We start from the raw sequence: 18,187 nt of genomic DNA, 5'->3' as shown, positions 1-18,187 counted from the left end.
GGTTCACCGCCGGTCAGAATTCGATGGCCTTCTTGTCGACGAGATCGATGCCTATCACGTTCGACACGTAGTTCTCGAGGACGAGGTACACATAGACGCTCGGCCGGTAACGGGGCACCGCCACGGCGCAGGGGAACGCGACGGTGACGTTGAGCCAGGCGCCCTGGTACCCCTCGGACGCCAGGCTGCCGCGGCCCGGCATCGGCAGCGCGGGCTCGGCGAGCTGGTTCGGGCCGTCGCGCTCGCCGGCCGGGAACTCGATGAACGTGTTGCGCGCGAGCAGGGCGCCGCCGTCCGCCTGCTCGATGTCGTGGACGACGAGGACCATCGACTCCTCGACGTCGCGGTAGCGGCTCGCGACGGCGTCCGGGAACAGGAACGAGGCCGAGACGTCGAGCTCCACCGTGCCCGCCGCGAAGGACACCCGCGAGATCGCGAGTCGGATGGCCTCCTTGCCGGCCGCGATCTCGGGCGAGCCCGCGTGGGGGGCGAAACCAAAGGGTGTCCGGGGTTCGATCTCCATGGGGTCCTCTCGACGTGGGCGCGGCGCGGGGCGCGGGGTCGAGAGAGCAGCGCGCCCCCGCCCCGCCCGCGAGGTTCAGCCAAAGTGGTTCCAGTTGCGGGAGGTCTGCGCCGGCGTGTCGAGGCGCACGCGGCGGATGCGCGGGGCGCACACGGGGCAGAAGACGCCGTCGTCGCGGTTGTTATGGCCGGCGTGGTAGATGGTGCAGAGCCGCCCACCGAGCGCGGGCCACCAGTCGTACCGCTGGCCCGACGTGGTGGACGGGTCCGGCGTGAGGCCTGCGTTCGTGTTGCAGTGCGGGCCCTGCCCACCGAACTGGTCGGTGTACCAGCGGGGGTTGGCGAGCTGCGTGGCGAGCGCCACGCCGGTCGCGCTGTACTGCGGCTCCTGCCGGACGGTCTGCCCGATGCCGTGCCCCATCTCGTGGACGAAGGTTCCGAGGACCGCCGTCTCGCTCCGGCCGGGGCCCGTGCACCCGACGACGCAGAAATTGCCCCAGCTGTAGCCGTTGATCGAGCTCTTCCAGATGAACGAGAACGTGAGGTTGTACGTGTTGCCCGGCGTGGCGAGGTGGGCCGTGAGGCCCGGCAGCGTGGTGAGGTTCCAGTTCACGCGGTTCGGCGACCCGGGCGTGAAGGTGAAGTACGCCCGCACGTCGGTGGCGCCGGCCGCCGGCCACGACGCCTGCGCCGTCCACATGAAGTTGTTGCCGTTCGTGGGGTCGCGCCACACGGTGCGGAACGTGGTGATGCTCCCGACCGCGTTGTTCGCCGTGGGCAACGCGCGCCGCTCCAGCTGCGTGTAATAGCAGTTCGGCACCAGCAGGAAGGCCATGTGAAGCGGCTTGTCGGTCAGCGTGCCTCCCCCGGGGGGCAGGCCGCCGACGCGCAGGTTGAGCAGCGCGTTCGGGCCGCCGTTCATGAACGGCCAGTCGAAGGTCGGCGAGCTGACCGCCTGCTGCGACAGGCTCTGGAAGTCGACGCGGGCCGAGTCCACGGTCGCGAGCGCGGGGAGGACCGCCCTGCGCTCCAGCTCGATGAAGTGCCGCGCGAACTCGCCCACGAACCGCGGATCGATGTTGTTGTACGTCGCGAGCGTCTGCGCGCCGGAGTACCAGACCGTATAATAGAGCTTTCGCCACGTCTGGAACTCGTCGGTGGCGAGGAACTGCGCCCGCTGCCCGTCGCGCGATGCCTTGATCGTGTACTTGTCGCCGCCGATGTGCGTGAACGTGAGCGTGTTGTCGAAGTGGTGCCCGACGCCGACCGTCACGCCGGGGGCCGCGCCGTGCGCGAGCCGCGTGCGCTCGGTCAGCGACTGGAATGCGAGGTTCTCGTTGCCCGGGTCGGGCTCGATCCACCAGTCCACGCGGTCGCCGGGCGCGACGTTGGGCACCTGGTTGGGCGTGACGCGCAGCTGCCGCACGGGGCCGTTCACGCCCGTCGCGGCGGCAGGGAGGTTCACGTATTGCTTGATCGTCGGCATGCGAGAGCTCCAGGACGAATCAGCGGGGAGTCCGGTCCATCAGCGCGGCGCGGGTCGAGGCTCGCTCCGCGGCCGCCCCCTCAGAACACCTCGATCTTGTCGACGCCCCAGTCCTTGGGGTTCTCGGGCGCGGGCGGGGGCTCCTCCATGACGATGACGATGAGCGGCGGCTGGACGAGCGGCGTGGGCGGGGTGTTCTTGCTGTTGTGGAGCATGAGATCGAGCGCGCGGGCGCAGCCCTTCCCCTCGACCTTGACGTCGAACGAGTAGCTGATGAACTCGGCCTTGTTCATGTTCACGCCGGAGACGACGCCCCCGTTCGTGCCCGCCTCGTCGCCGCTGCTGCGCGAGAAGTTGCTGTCCTGATGGCAGACGGGGTTGCCGTCGGCCTTGACGTTCTTCGCGGTGCTCGCGGCGTCGGACGACATGGCGATGTTGGGATAGGGGATGGGGACCGGCGGCGCGGGCGGCGCGGGGGTGAGGCACACGTCCGGAAAAGCGATGGTCATTCCATTGCTCGCGGCGTGGACGACCGTGCGTGAGTTGACTCCTACGGTGACAGGCATATCGCTCCTCCTTCACGCCCTCTTCGCTGCAGCCGAGACGAGGCACACGGCGGCGCGCGTCCCGTCGCCGGAGCCCGCGAAGAGCGCGGCGCGCGCCTCGGGGGACGCGCCGCGCTCGAACGATCGCACGCACGCGGCCGCGAGGCACCCGCCGGTCGCGGCGCCGACGTCGCCGTAGCCGTCGGCGGGGTGCCACAGCGCCCGGACGCCCCCGAGGAGCGCGGGCGCGCGGACGCGCGCGAGCCCCCACTCCTTGGCCCGGTAGCTCTCGCCGTTGAGATCGCAGAGGACCCACGCGGGCGGGCCGCCCGCGGCGCACGCGGCGGCGAGCGCCGCGGCGAGGGCCTCGCCCGAGGGGGGATCGCCGCTCTCGATGGGGCTCTGCTCCTCCCCGGCGCCCGAGCCCTCGATCTCGGCCAGGATGGGGGCGCCGCGGGCCTCGGCGCGGCGGCGGTGCTCGACGAGCAGCGCGGCCGCGGCCTCGCCCGGGATGAACCCGTCGAGGTTGCGGCGGCTCTTGAGCCGGCGCGCGCGGTCGAGCGCCTCGAGCAGCCCCACGTCGACCTGGGAGTCGGCGCCGGCCACGATCCAGGGCGTGCCGGGGTCGGCCTCGACGGCGCGCGCCGCGTGGGCCAGGCCGAGGAGCATCGCCGCGTGCCCGTCGGGGGCGAGGAGGCCGCGGGTCACGGCGTCGACCCCGGCGGCGTCCGCGACCCGCTCCCGGAAGGCGTCGCGCAGCTCGTGGTGGTGCGCGGCGGGGCCGGGCGAGGGGCGCGCGAGGAAGAACGAGGCGTCCTCCAGGTCGGCGCGCGCGAGGTCGCCGGAGGTGGCGAGGTCCTGGAGCGCCAGCGCGAGCAAGCGGACCGGGAGGTCGAGCGCGCGGGGGAGATCGGTGTACGCCGCGACCACGGAGAAGGGCTCCTCCGGGCGGGGCGGGTCGGCGGGGAGGCAGGGGTAGCTCGGCCACTCGCGGAAGCGCGTGAGGCGAGCGCGGACCGCGGCGGTGGTGGACGCGGCGGTGTCGCCGAGGGCGGTGACCATGCCGGCGGCGGTGATGACGGCTCCGGTGCTCATGCGGGCGCGGGCTCCACCTCGATGCGGCGCACGCGGAAGAGATCGCGACCGACGGGCATGGCGCCGCGGTACACGAGCACGGCGCGGAGGTCGTCGGGCTCGAGGACCACGGTGTCGAGGACCAGCGGGAGCGGGCGGCGCTCGGAGTCGATCAGGACCACGGCGCGAGGCGCCGCGGGGGGCAGCGAGAAGCGCTGCGGGCCGAGGGGGCTCAGGTGCACGAGCTCGACCGGCTCGCCGCCGCGCAGGTGCGGCGTGGCCACGAGGCGCGGGTGCGCGCCCTGGTGGTAGCGAGGGTCGAAGGCGGCAGGCAGGAACGGCGACGGGGCGGGAGGCGGCGACCCGGCAGGAGGCGGCGACGAGGGGTCGGGCGCCGTGGCGGCGTAGCGCAGGCGCGGCTGCCAGCTGCGCCCGATGAAGCCGAGGCCGACGGGCTCGGCGCGATCGTCCGGCGAGCGGAGCGGCTTCCTGGGATCTTCGAGGTTCGGCATGGCGAGCTGCGCGAGGTCGACGAGCGAGCGTCGGGCCCGGAACCCGCGCCCGACGGGGTTGCGCGGCTCGACCTCGTGGTCCGCGGCGGACTCGGCGGACTCGTCCCGCCCGCCGAACGCGCGCTCGTACACGAGCGGCATCCGCTCGAAGGGCGCGGGGGACGCGGGGCGCGCCCAGGTGCGGTCGCCGAAGACGGCGAGGGTCGTGCGGATCGGGCCGACGCGCACGGAGACCTGGACCTCGGCGTCGCGGCGGCCGGGAGGGTACGCGTGGCCGAGGACGACGACGTCCGTGCCGACCTTGTGTGGCGCGAGGTCGCTCTCATAGCGCACGCTCGAGAGGCCCGGCTCGCCGTGGAAGGCGTCGGCGAGCTGGAGCGGCACCTGCTCGGCCGCGGGCGCGAGGCGGCCGCCGGCGTGGATGGCGAGCGTCGCCTTGACGAGGACGACGAGCACCTCGGCGCCGGCGGCGTCGACGTGGACGATGCGCTCGGCGACGAAGGGGGTTCGATTGCGGAGGTCCATGTTCAGCTGGGCGTGGGCGCGGCGTCGGGCACCGAGCGGAGGAACGAGGCGCCGAGGCCGTCGGCCGCGACCTTCGCGGGGCGGCGCTTGCGCGGGGGGATGAGCGGCTCCGACGAGGGGCGCGCGTCCGGGGCGAGGCGCTGCCGGCGCGGGCGCGCGGGGCGCCGGGCAGGGGCGGCGGCTGCCGCGGCGGGCCAGGGTGAGGCGGCGGGCGACGATCCCAGGGCGTACGAGGGCGCGATGCGCGGCTGGGCGAGGGTGTACGACGGCGCGACGGGCGGCGGCGAGGCGGCGGGCGCCGAGGCCGCGGCCGCGCCCGACGCCCACGGCGAGCGCGGCTCCGAGGCGGCGTGGGGCGCCGCGCCCGACACCCAGGGCGAGGAGCGCTCCGGCGCGGACGGCGCGGGAGGGGGCGCGGACGGCGCCTGGGGAGCAGCGGGGACGGGCGCGGACGGCGCTGGCGCGAACGGCAGCGCGCCGGACGCCGCCGCCGGCGATACGAACGGCAGCACGCCGGACGCCGGCGCTCGGACCGGCGCCGCAGGCGACGCCGCGGCCGGGGCGGCGAACGGCAGCGCCCACGCCGCCGCGCCATCGCGGGCGCCCGGGGGAGACGGGGCAGCGGGCGCGAACGGCAGCGCCTTGGAAGCTGCGCCCGCCGCCGCCGGCGCCACGAAGGGCAGGCCGCCGCGCCGCGGCTCCGCGGGCGGTGTCCCCGCTGCGGCGGGCATCTCCGCCGTGCCAGACCTCGCGAGGTGCGGTCCTCCCACGGAGGCCGCGGGCGACCGGAACGGCAAGGCGGGGTTCGGCTGGACGTCGTCCGGATCGACCGACACGGTCCCGGACAGCGGATGGTCGGTCGCCCCGCGCGCCGCCCGCTGCGGGCTCGCCGCCGCCGACGCCTCCTCCGGATCGAGCGCCACCGTCCCCGCCAGCGGATGCTCCGCCGCCCCGCGCGCCGCCCGCTGCGGGCTCGCCGCAGCCGGCGCCTGCGCCCGCTCCGCGCGGACCGGCGGCGCTGCCGCGACGTCCCACGGCACCGCCTCGCCCGGGAGCGCGACCCTGGCCGTGACCCGGACGCTGGCGAGGGCCTCCTCGCCCGGCAGCAGCGCGCTGGCGCGCCACACGAGCGAGCAAAGCCAGCGATCGGCGTCGATCACGAGCATGTCGGCGACCAGCGGCAACACCTGCGGCTGCGCCGCCCCCCCGAACGCGACCCGCGCCTCGGCGACGGGGCCCGGCAACCAGGCCTCGATGCGGTCGAGATCCGGGTGCATCCCCTCGATCAGGATCCACTCGTTCCCCCGGAGGTACGGCGTCTGCTGATCGGCCGGCGCCGCCTGGAAATACGCCCAGTCGAAGCCGTCCGGGACCACGGGCCACGGGGCCTGCACGCCGCGCGGATCGGCGTTGCCCAGCCGGCGCTGCCGCGCGGGCCAGTGTGCCGCGATCGGCCCGAGGCCGGCGGCGCGCGTCGGCTGCCGGGGGTCGATGATGTTGGGCGCGCGGCCGGCGCGCGGATCGACGCCGGCCGGGTTGTCGGGGTCGGCCGCCCCGCCGAGGGCGCGCTCGTAGCCGAGCGGCATGGCGAGGAACGGCTGCGGGGCGCCGCGGCCGTTGCCGCCGCGGTCGCCGTAGACGTGCAGGGCCTTGTCGAGGAGGACGGCCGCGTCGAGGCCGACCCGCAGGCGGACGGGGACGAGCGGCGCCGGGCTCCGCCCGCGGGCCCAGGCGTGGCCGCCGAGGAGGATGTCCGCGCGCGGAAGGAACGGGGCCATCTCCGCGGCCGCCGAGATGGCGGCGCGCGGGTCGGCCGCGGCGCGCGCCGCGCGCACGTCCGCCGCGACGATCGGCGCGGGCGGGAGCGGCGACATGGCGCGCTTGTGCTCGAGCTGGAAGGTCGCCTTGACGACCACCGCGAGCATCACCCGCCCCCGGGAGCGGAAGGGGCGCACCGCGGCCGCGGCGTGCCCGAGGGCGCGCGGCGCGGGCGGCGCCCTCACGGCGACGCCCCGAGCGCGGCCCTCTGCCGCTCGACCCGCGCGGCCACGTCGAACAGCGGGCGGCCGGGCGCGCGCGCCGCCCGCTCGAACGCAGCGCCCGCGCGGCGCCGCTGGCCGCCGAGCCGGAGCACGCGATCGAGCCCCCCCTCGTCCAGCGGGCGGCCGTCCACGTGGCGCACCCCCGACGCGAAGCGCCCGCGGTGCGCCGCCCAGAGCGCCCGCGCGTTCGCCCCGTGCGGCCACGGCAGCTGCGTGTCCGGATCCATCTTCACGCTCGTGTCGCGCGGATCGTCGCTCGGCCCCGCGTCGAAGCCGGGCGCCGGGGCCCCGCGCAGCGCCCCCTCGATCGGCGCGCCGATGATGCGCGAGAGCGCCTCGCCGGCGAGCCGCGCGAGCGGCGCGACGTCCAGCCGGTCGAGCACCCACGGCAGCAGCGCCGGATCGCCCAGCGCCCCCGCCGCGACAAGGCAGACCCGCCCGAGCCCGGGCGACCGCATCAGCGCCTCGATCCGGCGGCGGGCCTCGCCCGGCGGGCTCACGCGGGCGGCGCAGTCGGCCGCCTCCTCGGCGAACGCGCCGCTCCGCCCGGCGACGCTCCACAGCGCCTCGTCCGCGCCGCGCGCCCCGAGCAGCGCGCCGGCCCACGCCGACCAGAAGCGCTCGGCCTCGTCGTCCGAGCCCCACGCGCCGCGGAGCTCGCCCGCCAGATCGGCGCGGCCGAGCGCGCCGGCCGCGCGGAAGGCCAGCGCGCGGACCGCCGCGTCGCCGTCGCAGAGCGCGTAGCCAAGGAATTGCCCGGGATCGCGGCGGTGCGCCACGCACGCGGCCAGCGCCAGGCGGCGCAGCGCCGGCGGCTGCGCCCCCGACAGCATCGGCGCCACGATCGCGAACGCGTCGGCCGGCGACGCCCACGCGAGGGCGCCCGCGACGCCGGCGGCGGGCTCGTCCGCCTCCTCCGTCGCGTCGAGCACGGCCGCGAAGCCCGGGTAGTCGCGCGCCTCGACGGCGGCGATGGCCGCCGCGAAGAACGCGCCTGGATCCTTCGTCGAGAGGGCGGCCAGCGTGAGCTCCCAGCCGGGCTCCCCCGCGATCCGGAGCCCATCGAGGTGGGCCTCGACGCGCTCCTCGAGCTCCGCGAGATCGGCCAGCGTGTAGTGGTGCGACCTCACGGCCATCTCGCGGAGCTCCCAGAGGAACGACGCCATCTCCGCGTGATCAGCCACCACCTCGTGAACCATCCGCCTCGGCTCCGATCCTGCGCGACGCCGCTCAGTTGATGTCGACCCCGCTGCCCGAGAGCTTGATGTTCGAGCCCGCCTTGACGCTCACGTCGCCGTCGCTCTTCACCTCGACCTTGGCGCCCTCGACCTTGACGGTGCCCGAGCCCTTCACGGTGATGTCCGACCCCTCGACCGTGATCTTGCCGGAGCTGTCGACGATGATCTTGCCGCTCCCGCACTCCAGCGTGAACTTCTCGCCGACCTTGACCGTCTTCTTCGCGCCGACGGATTCGGTCGCGTCCACGTCGATGTTCCGGGTCTCGGTCCCGCCGACCGACAGCGAGTCGTCGGCGCCGATGGTGGTGTTGCGCTTCGAGCCGACCTCCAGCGTCGCGCGATCACCCACCTTGACGGTCTCCTCGCCGCCCACCGAGAGCTCGCGCTTGCCGCCCACCGACTCGATGTCGTCCTTCCCGACATCGGTCTTCCGGCCCTGCCCGATCTTCAGGCTCGCGTCCTCGCCGATGTCCACGCTCTCGCTCTTTACGACGCCGAGCGTGCGGTTCGCGCCGATCTTCTCGTTGTGATCCTCGCCGACCTCGGTGGTCTTGAAGGCGCCGATCGACTCCCACTGGCTGTTGTCGATGCGCTTCTTCCGGTCGTGGCCGACGGTCAGGCGCTCGTCGTGGCCGACGGACTGGGTCTTGTCGTTCTCGACCTCGATGTTCCAGTCCTTCTGCGCGTGCAGGTAGATCTCCTCCGCGCCTCTCCTGTCCTCGAACCTGAGCTCGTTCGAGCCGCCGCCGCCCGGCGAGGTGTCCGACTTGATGGTGCTCTTCGTCTTCTCGGCCGGCAGCGCGTAGGGCGGCACGTTCGCGCCGTGGTAGACGCGCCCGACGATCAGCGGGCGATCCGGGTCGCCCTCGAGGAAGTCGATGACGACCTCGTGGCCGATGCGCGGGATGTACATCGAGCCCCACGCGGCGCCCGCCCAGATCTGGCTCACCCGCATCCAGCACGAGCTCTGCTCGTTGCGGCGCCCCTTCCGGTCCCAGTGGAACTGCACCTTCACCCGGCCATAGATGTCCGTGTGGATCTCCTCGCCCGCCGGGCCCACGACGATCGCCGTCTGGATGCCGCGGGGCGTCGGCTTGGGCGTCTGCACGGGCGTGCGGTAGGGCACGTCGTCCGGGATGCACTGGAATCGATTGGAGTACCCCACGACGGTCTCCTGCGATTCCCCCCCGACGGCCCGCGAGCCGAAATGGTCGACGCGCGTGATCAGGTATCCGCGGTTGAAGCTCTCGCGGCCGTGGTCCTCGAGCGTGAAGGTGGCCCCGGGCATGAACCGGAGCACGCTCCCCTGCCCCTCCGCGGTGCGGCGCACGAGCTGGAGCTGCTCGAGCCGGAGCTTCGCGAGCTGCGTGCCCTCCTCGGGCAGATCGTGCTCGGTGGCATACACGTACACCTCGAGATCGGTGTCGCGGTCGGCCTCCGCCTCCCCCTCGAGGCTCAGGCTGGGCTTCTGGAAGTTGTAGTCGCGGACGGTGACCTTGCCGGGCCGGACCTCCTCGGCCATCGAGAAGCGGGAGACGGCCTCCTGCCAGGCGAGCGCCCCGCCGCCGGTCCGGTACGGCACGACGGCCGGCCCGTCGATGGGCTCGTGGACGAACGGCGCGTCGCCGAAGACGAGCACGTGGTTGTCGGCCTTGTGCTCGAAGAAACAGAACATGCCTGTCTCTTCCATCAGGCGGCTGATGAACGCCCAGTCCGTCTCGGCGTACTGCACGCTGTACTCTCGCCGATCGTGGGTCATCGCCGTCGAGATGCGGAAATCGTCGGAGGACAGGCCCGCCGCGCGGAGCACCTTGTCGATGATCTCCGGCGCCGTCGCCTCCTGGAAGATGCGGTAGTCGTGCCGGTGCTGCAGGCGCCACGCCCGCGGGACGACCGTCGCCAGGTACGTGGTGACCGAGCGCCCCTCTTCGTGCTGCTCGAAGCGCGCGACGATGCCGTGGATGTACCGAGTCGACGCGTCGTTCCGGATCGTGAGCAGGCACGTTTGCCCGACCAGCCCGTCGAACGCCAGCGCGGCGTCCGTCGACGCGAGGGTCACGCGGAAGTGGAACAGCCGCGATATGCCCTCATGGCCCTCGATCCGCGCGACGCGCCACGGATCGGTCGCGCCTTCCACAGCGAAATCAAACTCGATCGCACCGTCCGCCATCGGTCGCCTCGCCCTCGCACGTCCCGGAGCCCGAGCCGTCGAGCCTACCATCGCTCGCCGGCCGGGTGGGCACATTCACGCGCGCCGACGTCGTCGACTTGCCGGCGCACATGCCGGCGCACATGCCGTCGCTGCTTGACGCACGGTGGACGAACGGTTGACGCACGGCGAGGACGGGCCTAGTCAGATCGGGCGCCGGGGGAACAGCGGACAGCGGATCGCGCGGATTCATGGGCAACGTCTGGCAGGTCGTCGATGCGTACGGAGACGTCGGCTTCGTCCGCGCAGCCGGCGCGGTCCTGCCCGAGGGCGCGGAGCCGATCGAGCCGCACCTGGCCGCCCTCGAGGTGCCCGCGTGGTTCCCTTCCGAGGAGCCGGACCGCGAGCGCGTCGATCTCCTGAGCGAGCTGTGCGCCGCGGGCGCCGGCATCGTGTCGCTCGACGCGGCGCGCGAGCTCGACCTGCTCCGCGAGCGCGTCGCCGAGCTGCTCCGGACGGGGTGCATCCTCGCCTTCCGCGGCCCGCCGCCGCGCGCCCCCGAGGCGCGCAGGCCGCTCGAGGTGCCGCCGCCGGTGCAGCCGTCGCCGAAGGCGCCCGACATCGTCCACGCGCTGGTCGGCGTGATCCAGGTCGACTTCGCGGCGAACCACGCGGTGGAGCGGGACTCTCTCGGGAACTTCGCCTCCCCCGAGTGGCTGAGCACCCGGCAGGCAACGGATCAATCGCCGGTCTGCTACGTCCGCGGCGCGCGTGTCCCGCTCGCCGTGGTGCTGCGCGTGCTCCGGCCGCCCACCGGGACCGAGTCCGTGCAGCTGCGCGGCCGCGCCATGGCCGGCGGCGTGACGCTCGAATGGACGTGCACGGTCAGCGTGTCGCCCGGGTCGGTCGACGTCTCCACGCCCTCGATGACGAGCAGCGCGCCGCTGCCGAACGTCGTCGCCTGCTACGATCCGCTGACGATCGCGTGGGAGGCGAACGCCGCCGGCACCGGCTGGGTCGGCGCGGGCACGACGGCGCACCTCGTCTACGCGGTGCTCGGCGCGCCGGCCGGCACGGTTTACTGGACGCTCGTGGACATCTCGTGCCGCGCGGCCCAGGGCGAGACGACCGAGGGGCGCGTCGTGTCCCAGAGCTTCGCGCCCTTCGCGACGCGGGCGCTCACGCGCAAGCGCGACGGCGTGGGCCTCACGTACTGGAACCCGAACACGACGACGTGCACGAACACCCGCCTGCTCCTCGCGAGCGCCGACGGCAGCGGGCAGTGCGGCTCGTGGGCCGAGTTCTTCATCGACATGCTCAAGGTCCACGGCATCACCAGCGCCGACAAGGTGGTGGTCGTCGTCACCGTGGCGGCGTGGACCTCGGGATCCCAGGGGTTCCTCGTGAAGAACTGGCAGTGGAACGCGGCCACGCAGCCCGCCCCGTGGACCCACCGCATGTGGACCGACGTTGTCAACCTGCCGGGGATCCCCGGCCAGCGGAACCCCGAGCCCCCGCCCGCGTTCTTCAACCATTTCATCGTCGTGCACGGCGGCCAGCTCTACGACCCCTCGTATGGCGGCGGGCCGTTCGCCGACGCGGCCACGTGGGAGACCGGCGCGATCGACGGGCTGTTCGCTGCCGCGCTCGCCGGCTATCCGAAATCGTCGAACCCGCAGGCCCTCGTGCAGCTGTGGAACATGCGCACGAACGCCCGCATCTAGCGAGGCGCGGAGGTCGACCGGCATGCCCTCGCCCCTCTCGACCGCCGCGCCCCGCTCGACCAGCGCTCCCAGGAGGCCGCGCCGCGGGCCTCCCGCGCCCGCGCTCCTCGTCTGTCTCGCCGCCGCGTGCCGCCCCGCCCCCGGATCTGCGCCCATGAACGAAACGCCCCCTCCGCCTCTCGCGCTCTCTCCCGCCGCGCTGCCCGACGCCCCGCTCGCGGACACCCTGCGCCTCGTCGCGCTCGACGGGGCGCCCGTGCTGCTCGCGTCGTCGACGCACAGCGCGGCCCCGCCGCACCGCACCGACGTCTGGGCCTTGCCGCTCGCGGGCCGCGGTCCGTCGGGCGCCGTCGCCACGATCCCGCAGCTCTTGCCCGCGCTGCCCCGCTGGGACGCCGCGGCGGCGGACGGCGGCGCGCTGTCGTTCGTGGTGGAGGTCGCCGGCGGCGCGGTGAACGCGCTGGTCCGGCTCGACGGCGCCTCCGGTGCCCGCGCCTCGCTCACCGCGCACCGGCCGTTCGCGAGCTTCAGCGGGCCTCGGTTCGTGCGCGGCGCGGGCGCCGGCTCGCTCCCCGCGCCCTCCCCCGGCGTCCCGGGCGCCGTGTCCGCCGTCGTCGACAACGCGACGGCGGTCGTGCTGGAGGCCGCGGCGGCCGGCGGCGGCTCGGTGGACCACCCGATCGGCGAGTGCATCGATGTCGTGGTCCTCGCCGGGTCACCGGGCCCGACCGCGGTGTGCAAGCGCGTCGCCCCCGGCGCCTCGCGCGGCGGCGCGCTGCCCGGCACCGTGCGCGTCTCGGCCCGCGATGCGGCGTACGGCCCTGCCGGCGCCGAGGAAGCGCCGTTCGGCGACCGCCGCGTCTTCGAGCTCGACGCCGACCGCGCGGGCGGCGGGCTCGTGATCGTCGCGACGTCCGCCGCCCATCTCCTCGTCGCGCACCGGCCGGCCCCGGGCGCCGCGTTCCGCGTGCTCCCCGTGGACGCTGGCGGCGCCGATCCAGCGACGTTCTCGGCGCCGTGTGTGCTGGTCACGGATCGCACCGTGACGCTCGCGGTGCTCTCGAAGGCGCGCACGCCCGACGCGCGCGCGCTCGTGGCCACGTGGCCGCTGGACCCGCCGCCCTGACGGGCGCCGCCGTCGTGGCCCCCTCCCCCATGCGCCGTCGCGTCCTGTACATCGGTAATTTCGGCCCGTCGTTCTCGACCGAGAACCACGTCGGCGAGAGCCTGCGAGCGCTCGGCGTCGAGGTCGTCCAGGCCCAGGAGAACGCGTTCACCCTGGGCGAGCTCGACGGCATGGCGCGCGACGTCGATCTGCTGCTCTACACCCGCACCTGGGGCCTGCGCGGCGACGCGCTGCGCTGGATCACCCAGCTGCCCATCCCGACGGCCTCGTACCACCTCGACCTGTACGCCGGCCTCTCGCGCGGCCGCGATCTCCGGCTCGACCCGTTCTGGCGCACGCAGCACGTGTTCACGCCCGACGGCGGCAGCGAGGCGTTCTTCCGGGCGCAGGGGATACGCCACCATTACATCAAGCCCGGCGTGTACGGCGCCGAGTGTTATCTCGCGGAGGTCGATCCCGGCATCGCGTCCGACGTCTGCTTCGTGGGCTCGTACGATTATCATCCGGAGTGGCCTTATCGGAGGCGGCTCGTGGATTTCCTGTCGGAGACGTACGGCCGCCGCTTCGTGAAGCACGGAGCGCCGGAGAGCTGCGTGCGCGGCGACGCCCTCAACCGCCTGTACGCGTCGGCGAAGGTCGTCGTGGGCGACAGCCTGTGTGTCGGCTTCGATCACCCGCATTACTGGTCCGATCGCATCTACGAGACGCTCGGCCGGGGGGGCTTCATGATCCACCCCTACATCTTCGGCCTGGAGGACGAGCTCCGGGATCGCGAGCACGTGGTCTACTATCCGTTCGGCGACTTCGCGGCCTTGCGGCGCCTCATCGACTATTATGTGAAGCACGACGACGAGCGCGAGGTGATCCGGCGGGCCGGGCACGCGCGCGTCAAGGCGAGCTTCACGTATGTGCACCGCATGCGCCAGATGCTCGGCATCCTCGGCGAGCACCACGCGGCGCTGAGGGGCTGGGTGTGACCCTGGCCTGGCGGAGGGCCCTCCCGGCGCCGGCGGAGCCGGGGCTGCGGCTGGATCGGGCGGTATCGAGCTGAGATGCGGATCCACATCGTCACCAACATCGACAACGGCAAGGGGCTCGAGCGCGACTACCGCCTTCTCGGCAGCCTCCTGGAGAGCTGGGGTCATCGGGTCACCGGCCTTCACTTCCAGCACCCCGAGAGCGCGGGCGGCGCGGGAGGCGCCGATCTCGTCATCTTCCTCGAGGTCTACGAGCCGCGCCTCGCCGGGGGCGCGCCGCGCCGCTGGCTGATCCCGAACGCCGAGTGGTGGCGGCCGGAGGCCCGGCCCGCGCTCGACGATTTCGAGCTCGTCCTGTGCAAGACCCGGGACGCGCTGTCGCACTTCGCCCCGCTCACGCCGCGGGCCCGCCACCTCGGCTTCTTCTCGGAGGACCGCTGGGACCCGGCCGTTCCTCGGGCGCGGCGCTTCCTGCACGTCCCTGGCGGCTCCGACGCGAAGGGCACGGACTCCGTGCTTCTGGCCTGGGAGCGCCACCGCATCCCGTATCCGCTGACGGTCGTGTCCTCGCTCGGCTGGCCGCTCAGGCCGCGGAACGTCGAGTTCGCGGGGCGCGTCGACGAGCGGCGGCTTCGCTTTTATCAGAACGCATCTCGGTTCCACCTCTGTCCGTCTCGTTACGAGGGCTGGGGCCACGTGCTCCATGAGGGCCTGTCGGTCGGCGCCGCGGTCCTCGTGCCCGACACCGAGGCGATGAGCGAGATCGACGGCTGCGCGCTGCGCATGCCGGCCGCGCCGCACGGCGCGCAGGGCCTTGTGCGCACGCACGCGGTGGCGCCGGAGGACGTGCGCGATGCGGTCGAGCGCTGCATGGCGTTCACGGAGGCGGATCTCCGGCGCATCCAGGAAGCGGCGCGCGACGCGTACCTGACCGAGCGCGAGCGGTGCTTCGCCAGCTTGTGGGAGGTGCTCGGCGAGCGGCCGGCGCTGAGGGGCGGCTCCGCGGCAGGCGCGGGCCGCAGCGGCGCGTCCGCGGGTGATGCGGCCGTCGGAGGCGGCGCTGCGGGCGATGCGGCCGGCTCCGCGGCCGGCACGCCCGGCTCCGCGGCCGGCACGCCCGGCTCGGCTGCGGAGGCTCACGCGACGGGCGCCGCGCCGCCGCGCATCGCCCTCGTGATCCCGTGCCACCCCTCGACCGCGCCCCTCCTGCGGCGCGCCGTGCTCGCGCTGCGCGCGCAGACCGCCGCCCCGTCGTCCTTCGAGGTCGTGGTGGTGTGCGACGGCGGCGACCCGGGCGGCGCGATCCGCGCCGCGGCGGCGCCGGGCTCTCAGCCCTTCCGGGTCGAGATCGTCGACAGCCCGCGCCCGCGCGGGCAGTTCCCGCACTGCAGCCACGCCAGGAACGCGGGCTTCCGCGCCGCCCGGGCGCCCTTGATCTGGTTTCTGGACGCCGATGTCCTGCTCCCGCCCGAGGCGGTCGAGCACGCGCTCTCGGAGCACGACGCGGCGCTCGCGCGCGGCGTGCCGGCCGTGCTCACGCCGGCGCTGGCCCGCGTCGCATTGCCGCCGGCCGCGTGGATCGAGCGCTCGGCCGCGTGGGCGGCCTCGGGTGCGGTCGAGGGGCTCGCCCCGCTCCTCGCGGCCACGCCGCTCGACGGCGGCGTGCCCGGCGCCCAGGGCGATCGGCTCGGCCCCGGCGCCCCGAGCTCCGAGTCGCTCTGCGATGTGCGCGACGGGCTGCCCATCGTCTGGCGAGGCCTTGTCGATGCGCTCGGCGGCTTCGACGAGTGGTTCATCGGCGGTGGCGCCGAGAAGGGAGCCTTCGTCGACCTCCTGGAGGGCGTACGGCGCGCGGACCTCATCGATATGCGCCTGCTCACGAGCGTTCGCGCCCTGCGCCAGCCGCAGAAGGCCGCCACGGAGGTATTTCAGGTCCACGTCCATCGAGGGCGGGAAGAGCGCGAGCGCCGCGCCCGGGAGATCGGGCATGGCGCGCGGTGGTGGCGGGCGCGGCTCGCCGCGATCCGGGCGGCGCTGTCGCCGGCCGTCATGGCGGCTGCCCCGGACGCGCCGGCGGCGGAGCTCCTGCCGGACTGCTCGCCCGACGCGATCGAGGCGCGCGCGCGGCTCCTGCGCGGCGTGAGGGCGGTCGCCGCCCCCGCCTTGCGTGGTCTGTACGGCGGCGTCGTCGTGGTCGGCGAGGCGGCCGAGCTGCTCGCGCGCGACGTGGCGCAGGTGTGCGGCCTCGCGGCCCGCGTGGCGAGCGTCACAGGGCTCGCCGCGCTGCCGGCGAACCGCGCCTGCGGGGTCATCCTCAGCGGTGTCCTCGCCGGCGCGACGGAGGAAGAGAGGGCGCGCGTGCTGGACCAGGCCCGCCGCATCATGAAGGCGACGGGGCCGCTCCTCATCGCGGAGATCGCGGGCGGCTCGGTGGAGCGCGGCGCAGGGACGGCGGGCGGCGATGCGGCGCTGGCGGCCACCGAGGTGCGGGTGCGCGTCGAGCGCGTCGGCGTGTGAGCCTCCCAGCGCTGCTCTTCCTCGTTTGCAGCTCGGAACTCGATCGGACAGCGCTGCGTCGCTGGCCGGAGCCCCGGCGCGCTCGAGCGCATGCGGGGTTGCGCCCGAACCATCGGGGCGCGGCTTCGCGCAGGCGGATCGAAAGACATCGCGATCGCTTGGAACAATTCGCGCATTTTGCGTAGATTGTACCACCCATGGACCCTCGCCTACCCAACGTCGCTCTCGACGAGATCGTCCTCTTCACGAGGGTCGTTCAGGGAGGCAGCTTCACGGCGGCGGCGACCGCCGCCGGGATGCCGAAGTCGACCGTGAGCCGGAAGATCTCCGATCTCGAGTCGCGCGTCGGCGCCCGGCTGCTCCAGCGGACCACGCGAACCTTGAGCCTCACCGACGTCGGTCGCGTCTACTACGAGCACTGCGTTCGCATCGTCGCCGCGCTCGAGGAGGCAGAGCTCGCGGTCTCGCAGCTCCAGTCGACGCCCCGGGGGCTCTTGCGGGTGACGGCCCCGCTCGCGTTCTCCGTTCTCGGGCCGATTTTCGCCGAATACCTGCGTCTTTTCCCCGATGTCCAGGTCGACCTGGTGTGCACCGATCGCAGGGTCGACGTCGTCGAGGAGCGCTTCGACCTCGCGCTGCGGGCCGGTACCACGCCGGACACGAGCCTCGTCGCCCGGCGTCTCGGCGCCGTGCGGCGCCGTCTGGTCGCTGCGCCCGAGGTCAAAAGGGCGCTCGGCGAGCCGAACGACATTGCCGAGCTCGCGGACCACCCGTGCATCGTGTTCGCACCGGAGGGAAGCTCCTGGGAGCTCAGGTCGGGGCCCAGGATCGCCGAGATCACGGTTCACCCGCGGCTCGTCGTCAACGACTACGAGATGCTTCGCTCGGTCGTTCGCGCGGGTTTCGGCGTCGCCCTCTTGCCGGAGTACCTGTGCGCGGAAGACCTCGCCGAGGGACGGCTCATGCCGGTGCTCGCGTCCTGGTCGGCGCCCGAAGTGCCCGTGTTCGCGCTTTATCCGAGCACACGGCACCTCTCGCCGAAGGTGGTGGCGTTCCTCGACCTGCTCCGCCAGCGCCTCGTGTTGTCCACCACGCCGAGCGTGGCCGCGAGCGTGTGCCAAGATTGTTCCAAAAATTGGAACAGTTCTTCCTGTTCTTGCGCATTGTTCTATGAACTCGGCATGTCTATTCCTCCTCGTGTCAGGAGAACGCAGCCATGACCACCACGCTCTGGGTGAACCTGCCGAAGGCGCACAAGATGTCGCCGCCTCGGTATCAAAGCATCACCAGCGATCGGATGGGCATCGTGACGCTCCCCGAGAATGCGGGCTCCGTCCGGGTCGTCGCAGGCGAATACCAGGGCGTGAAGGGCCCCGCGCAGACCTTCACGAAGATCGATGTCCTCGACGTCCGCCTGAATGCGCGAGGCAGGGTCGATTTCACCTTCCCGGCGCGCCATAACCTGGGCCTGCTCGTCATGAAAGGCGACATTGCGATCAACGGAACGCACGCTGCGGCGCACGACCTCGCGGTGTTCGAGAACGCCGGCGAGCGCTTGCTCATCGAGGCCGAATCGGAGGCCCACCTGCTCGTCCTGAGCGGCGAGCCGGTCGACGAACCCATCGTCCAGTACGGCCCGTTCGTCATGAACAGCGCGCAAGAGATCCAGCAGGCGTTCGCCGACTTCGCGAGCGGCAAGTTCGGCCACCTGGACGATTGACCGACTTCCATGCTCGGGCGTCGAGCCACA

At 73.7% G+C, this 18,187-nt stretch carries 14 protein-coding genes; 6 read left to right on the top strand and 8 right to left on the bottom strand.

From position 1 onward, the window contains the following. Positions 1–13: 13 nt before the first annotated feature. The 8 genes from WME73_RS45985 to WME73_RS45950 form a co-directional block, all read right to left on the bottom strand. A complete protein-coding gene (locus WME73_RS45985) occupies positions 14–523 on the bottom strand; it encodes a hypothetical protein (protein WP_437742615.1) in 510 nt (169 codons plus the stop codon). A gap of 75 nt (positions 524–598) precedes the next feature. Next, positions 599–2,008, bottom strand: coding sequence for a hypothetical protein (locus WME73_RS45980; RefSeq protein WP_437913690.1), 1,410 nt, complete (start codon positions 2,006–2,008; stop codon positions 599–601). A gap of 80 nt (positions 2,009–2,088) precedes the next feature. Further along, positions 2,089–2,574, bottom strand: a complete 486-nt coding sequence (locus tag WME73_RS45975; protein WP_437547197.1) for a DUF4150 domain-containing protein — start codon at positions 2,572–2,574, stop codon at positions 2,089–2,091. 12 nt (positions 2,575–2,586) lie between these two features. Further along, on the bottom strand, positions 2,587–3,648 hold the full coding sequence (locus WME73_RS45970) for a hypothetical protein (protein ID WP_437913689.1): 1,062 nt from the start codon (positions 3,646–3,648) through the stop codon (positions 2,587–2,589). Beyond that, on the bottom strand, positions 3,645–4,664 hold the full coding sequence (locus tag WME73_RS45965) for a DUF2169 family type VI secretion system accessory protein (protein ID WP_437913688.1): 1,020 nt from the start codon (positions 4,662–4,664) through the stop codon (positions 3,645–3,647). Before WME73_RS45965 ends, WME73_RS45970 begins: the two co-directional genes overlap by 4 nt. A gap of 2 nt (positions 4,665–4,666) precedes the next feature. Continuing rightward, complete coding sequence (locus WME73_RS45960; protein ID WP_437913687.1) at positions 4,667–6,667, bottom strand: DUF2169 family type VI secretion system accessory protein; 2,001 nt, start codon at positions 6,665–6,667, stop codon at positions 4,667–4,669. Then, on the bottom strand, positions 6,664–7,893 hold the full coding sequence (locus WME73_RS45955; protein ID WP_437913686.1) for a TIGR02270 family protein: 1,230 nt from the start codon (positions 7,891–7,893) through the stop codon (positions 6,664–6,666). Before WME73_RS45955 ends, WME73_RS45960 begins: the two co-directional genes overlap by 4 nt. Before the next feature lie 43 nt (positions 7,894–7,936). Continuing rightward, positions 7,937–10,114: a type VI secretion system Vgr family protein gene (locus WME73_RS45950; protein WP_437742609.1), complete on the bottom strand. Its 2,178-nt coding sequence runs from the start codon at positions 10,112–10,114 to the stop codon at positions 7,937–7,939. 230 nt (positions 10,115–10,344) lie between these two features. On the opposite strand from WME73_RS45950, the gene WME73_RS45945 reads away from it, so the two are divergent. The 6 genes from WME73_RS45945 to WME73_RS45920 all read left to right on the top strand — a co-directional run bounded on the left by WME73_RS45945 (position 10,345) and on the right by WME73_RS45920 (position 18,157). Next, complete coding sequence (locus WME73_RS45945) at positions 10,345–11,817, top strand: hypothetical protein (protein ID WP_437913685.1); 1,473 nt, start codon at positions 10,345–10,347, stop codon at positions 11,815–11,817. Positions 11,818–11,971: 154 nt separating this feature from the next. Further along, the gene (locus WME73_RS45940; RefSeq protein ID WP_437913684.1) at positions 11,972–12,943 is read left to right on the top strand and encodes a hypothetical protein; all 972 of its coding nucleotides are present in this window, start codon (positions 11,972–11,974) and stop codon (positions 12,941–12,943) included. A gap of 29 nt (positions 12,944–12,972) precedes the next feature. Next, the gene (locus tag WME73_RS45935; protein WP_437913683.1) at positions 12,973–13,920 is read left to right on the top strand and encodes a glycosyltransferase family protein; all 948 of its coding nucleotides are present in this window, start codon (positions 12,973–12,975) and stop codon (positions 13,918–13,920) included. A gap of 75 nt (positions 13,921–13,995) precedes the next feature. Continuing rightward, on the top strand, positions 13,996–16,437 hold the full coding sequence (locus WME73_RS45930) for a glycosyltransferase (protein WP_437913682.1): 2,442 nt from the start codon (positions 13,996–13,998) through the stop codon (positions 16,435–16,437). 197 nt (positions 16,438–16,634) lie between these two features. Beyond that, positions 16,635–17,657 (top strand): LysR family transcriptional regulator, encoded by a 1,023-nt coding sequence (locus WME73_RS45925; protein ID WP_437913681.1) that lies wholly within the window; start codon positions 16,635–16,637, stop codon positions 17,655–17,657. Continuing rightward, complete coding sequence (locus tag WME73_RS45920; RefSeq protein WP_437742603.1) at positions 17,654–18,157, top strand: pirin family protein; 504 nt, start codon at positions 17,654–17,656, stop codon at positions 18,155–18,157. The genes WME73_RS45925 and WME73_RS45920 overlap by 4 nt, the downstream gene beginning before the upstream one ends. Positions 18,158–18,187 lie beyond the last annotated feature (30 nt).

This window comes from Sorangium sp. So ce302, from assembly GCF_051530145.1.
Taxonomy (GTDB): domain Bacteria; phylum Myxococcota_A; class Polyangia; order Polyangiales; family Polyangiaceae; genus Sorangium; species Sorangium cellulosum_B.
Note: the sequence above shows the minus strand (reverse complement) of the source record. Positions and strands in the feature narration are given on the sequence as shown.

Bases quoted from the DNA above. Each gene is read 5' to 3' on its own strand.
- WME73_RS45945 (WP_437913685.1), top strand. From the start codon at position 10,345: ATGGGCAACGTCTGGCAGGTCGTCGATGCGTACGGAGACGTCGGCTTC.
- WME73_RS45985 (WP_437742615.1), bottom strand. From the start codon at position 523: ATGGAGATCGAACCCCGGACACCCTTTGGTTTCGCCCCCCACGCGGGC.
- WME73_RS45965 (WP_437913688.1), bottom strand. From the start codon at position 4,664: ATGGACCTCCGCAATCGAACCCCCTTCGTCGCCGAGCGCATCGTCCAC.
- WME73_RS45980 (WP_437913690.1), bottom strand. From the start codon at position 2,008: ATGCCGACGATCAAGCAATACGTGAACCTCCCTGCCGCCGCGACGGGC.
- WME73_RS45970 (WP_437913689.1), bottom strand. From the start codon at position 3,648: ATGAGCACCGGAGCCGTCATCACCGCCGCCGGCATGGTCACCGCCCTC.
- WME73_RS45975 (WP_437547197.1), bottom strand. From the start codon at position 2,574: ATGCCTGTCACCGTAGGAGTCAACTCACGCACGGTCGTCCACGCCGCG.
- WME73_RS45935 (WP_437913683.1), top strand. From the start codon at position 12,973: ATGCGCCGTCGCGTCCTGTACATCGGTAATTTCGGCCCGTCGTTCTCG.
- WME73_RS45940 (WP_437913684.1), top strand. From the start codon at position 11,972: ATGAACGAAACGCCCCCTCCGCCTCTCGCGCTCTCTCCCGCCGCGCTG.
- WME73_RS45930 (WP_437913682.1), top strand. From the start codon at position 13,996: ATGCGGATCCACATCGTCACCAACATCGACAACGGCAAGGGGCTCGAG.
- WME73_RS45920 (WP_437742603.1), top strand. From the start codon at position 17,654: ATGACCACCACGCTCTGGGTGAACCTGCCGAAGGCGCACAAGATGTCG.
- WME73_RS45925 (WP_437913681.1), top strand. From the start codon at position 16,635: ATGGACCCTCGCCTACCCAACGTCGCTCTCGACGAGATCGTCCTCTTC.
- WME73_RS45950 (WP_437742609.1), bottom strand. From the start codon at position 10,114: ATGGCGGACGGTGCGATCGAGTTTGATTTCGCTGTGGAAGGCGCGACC.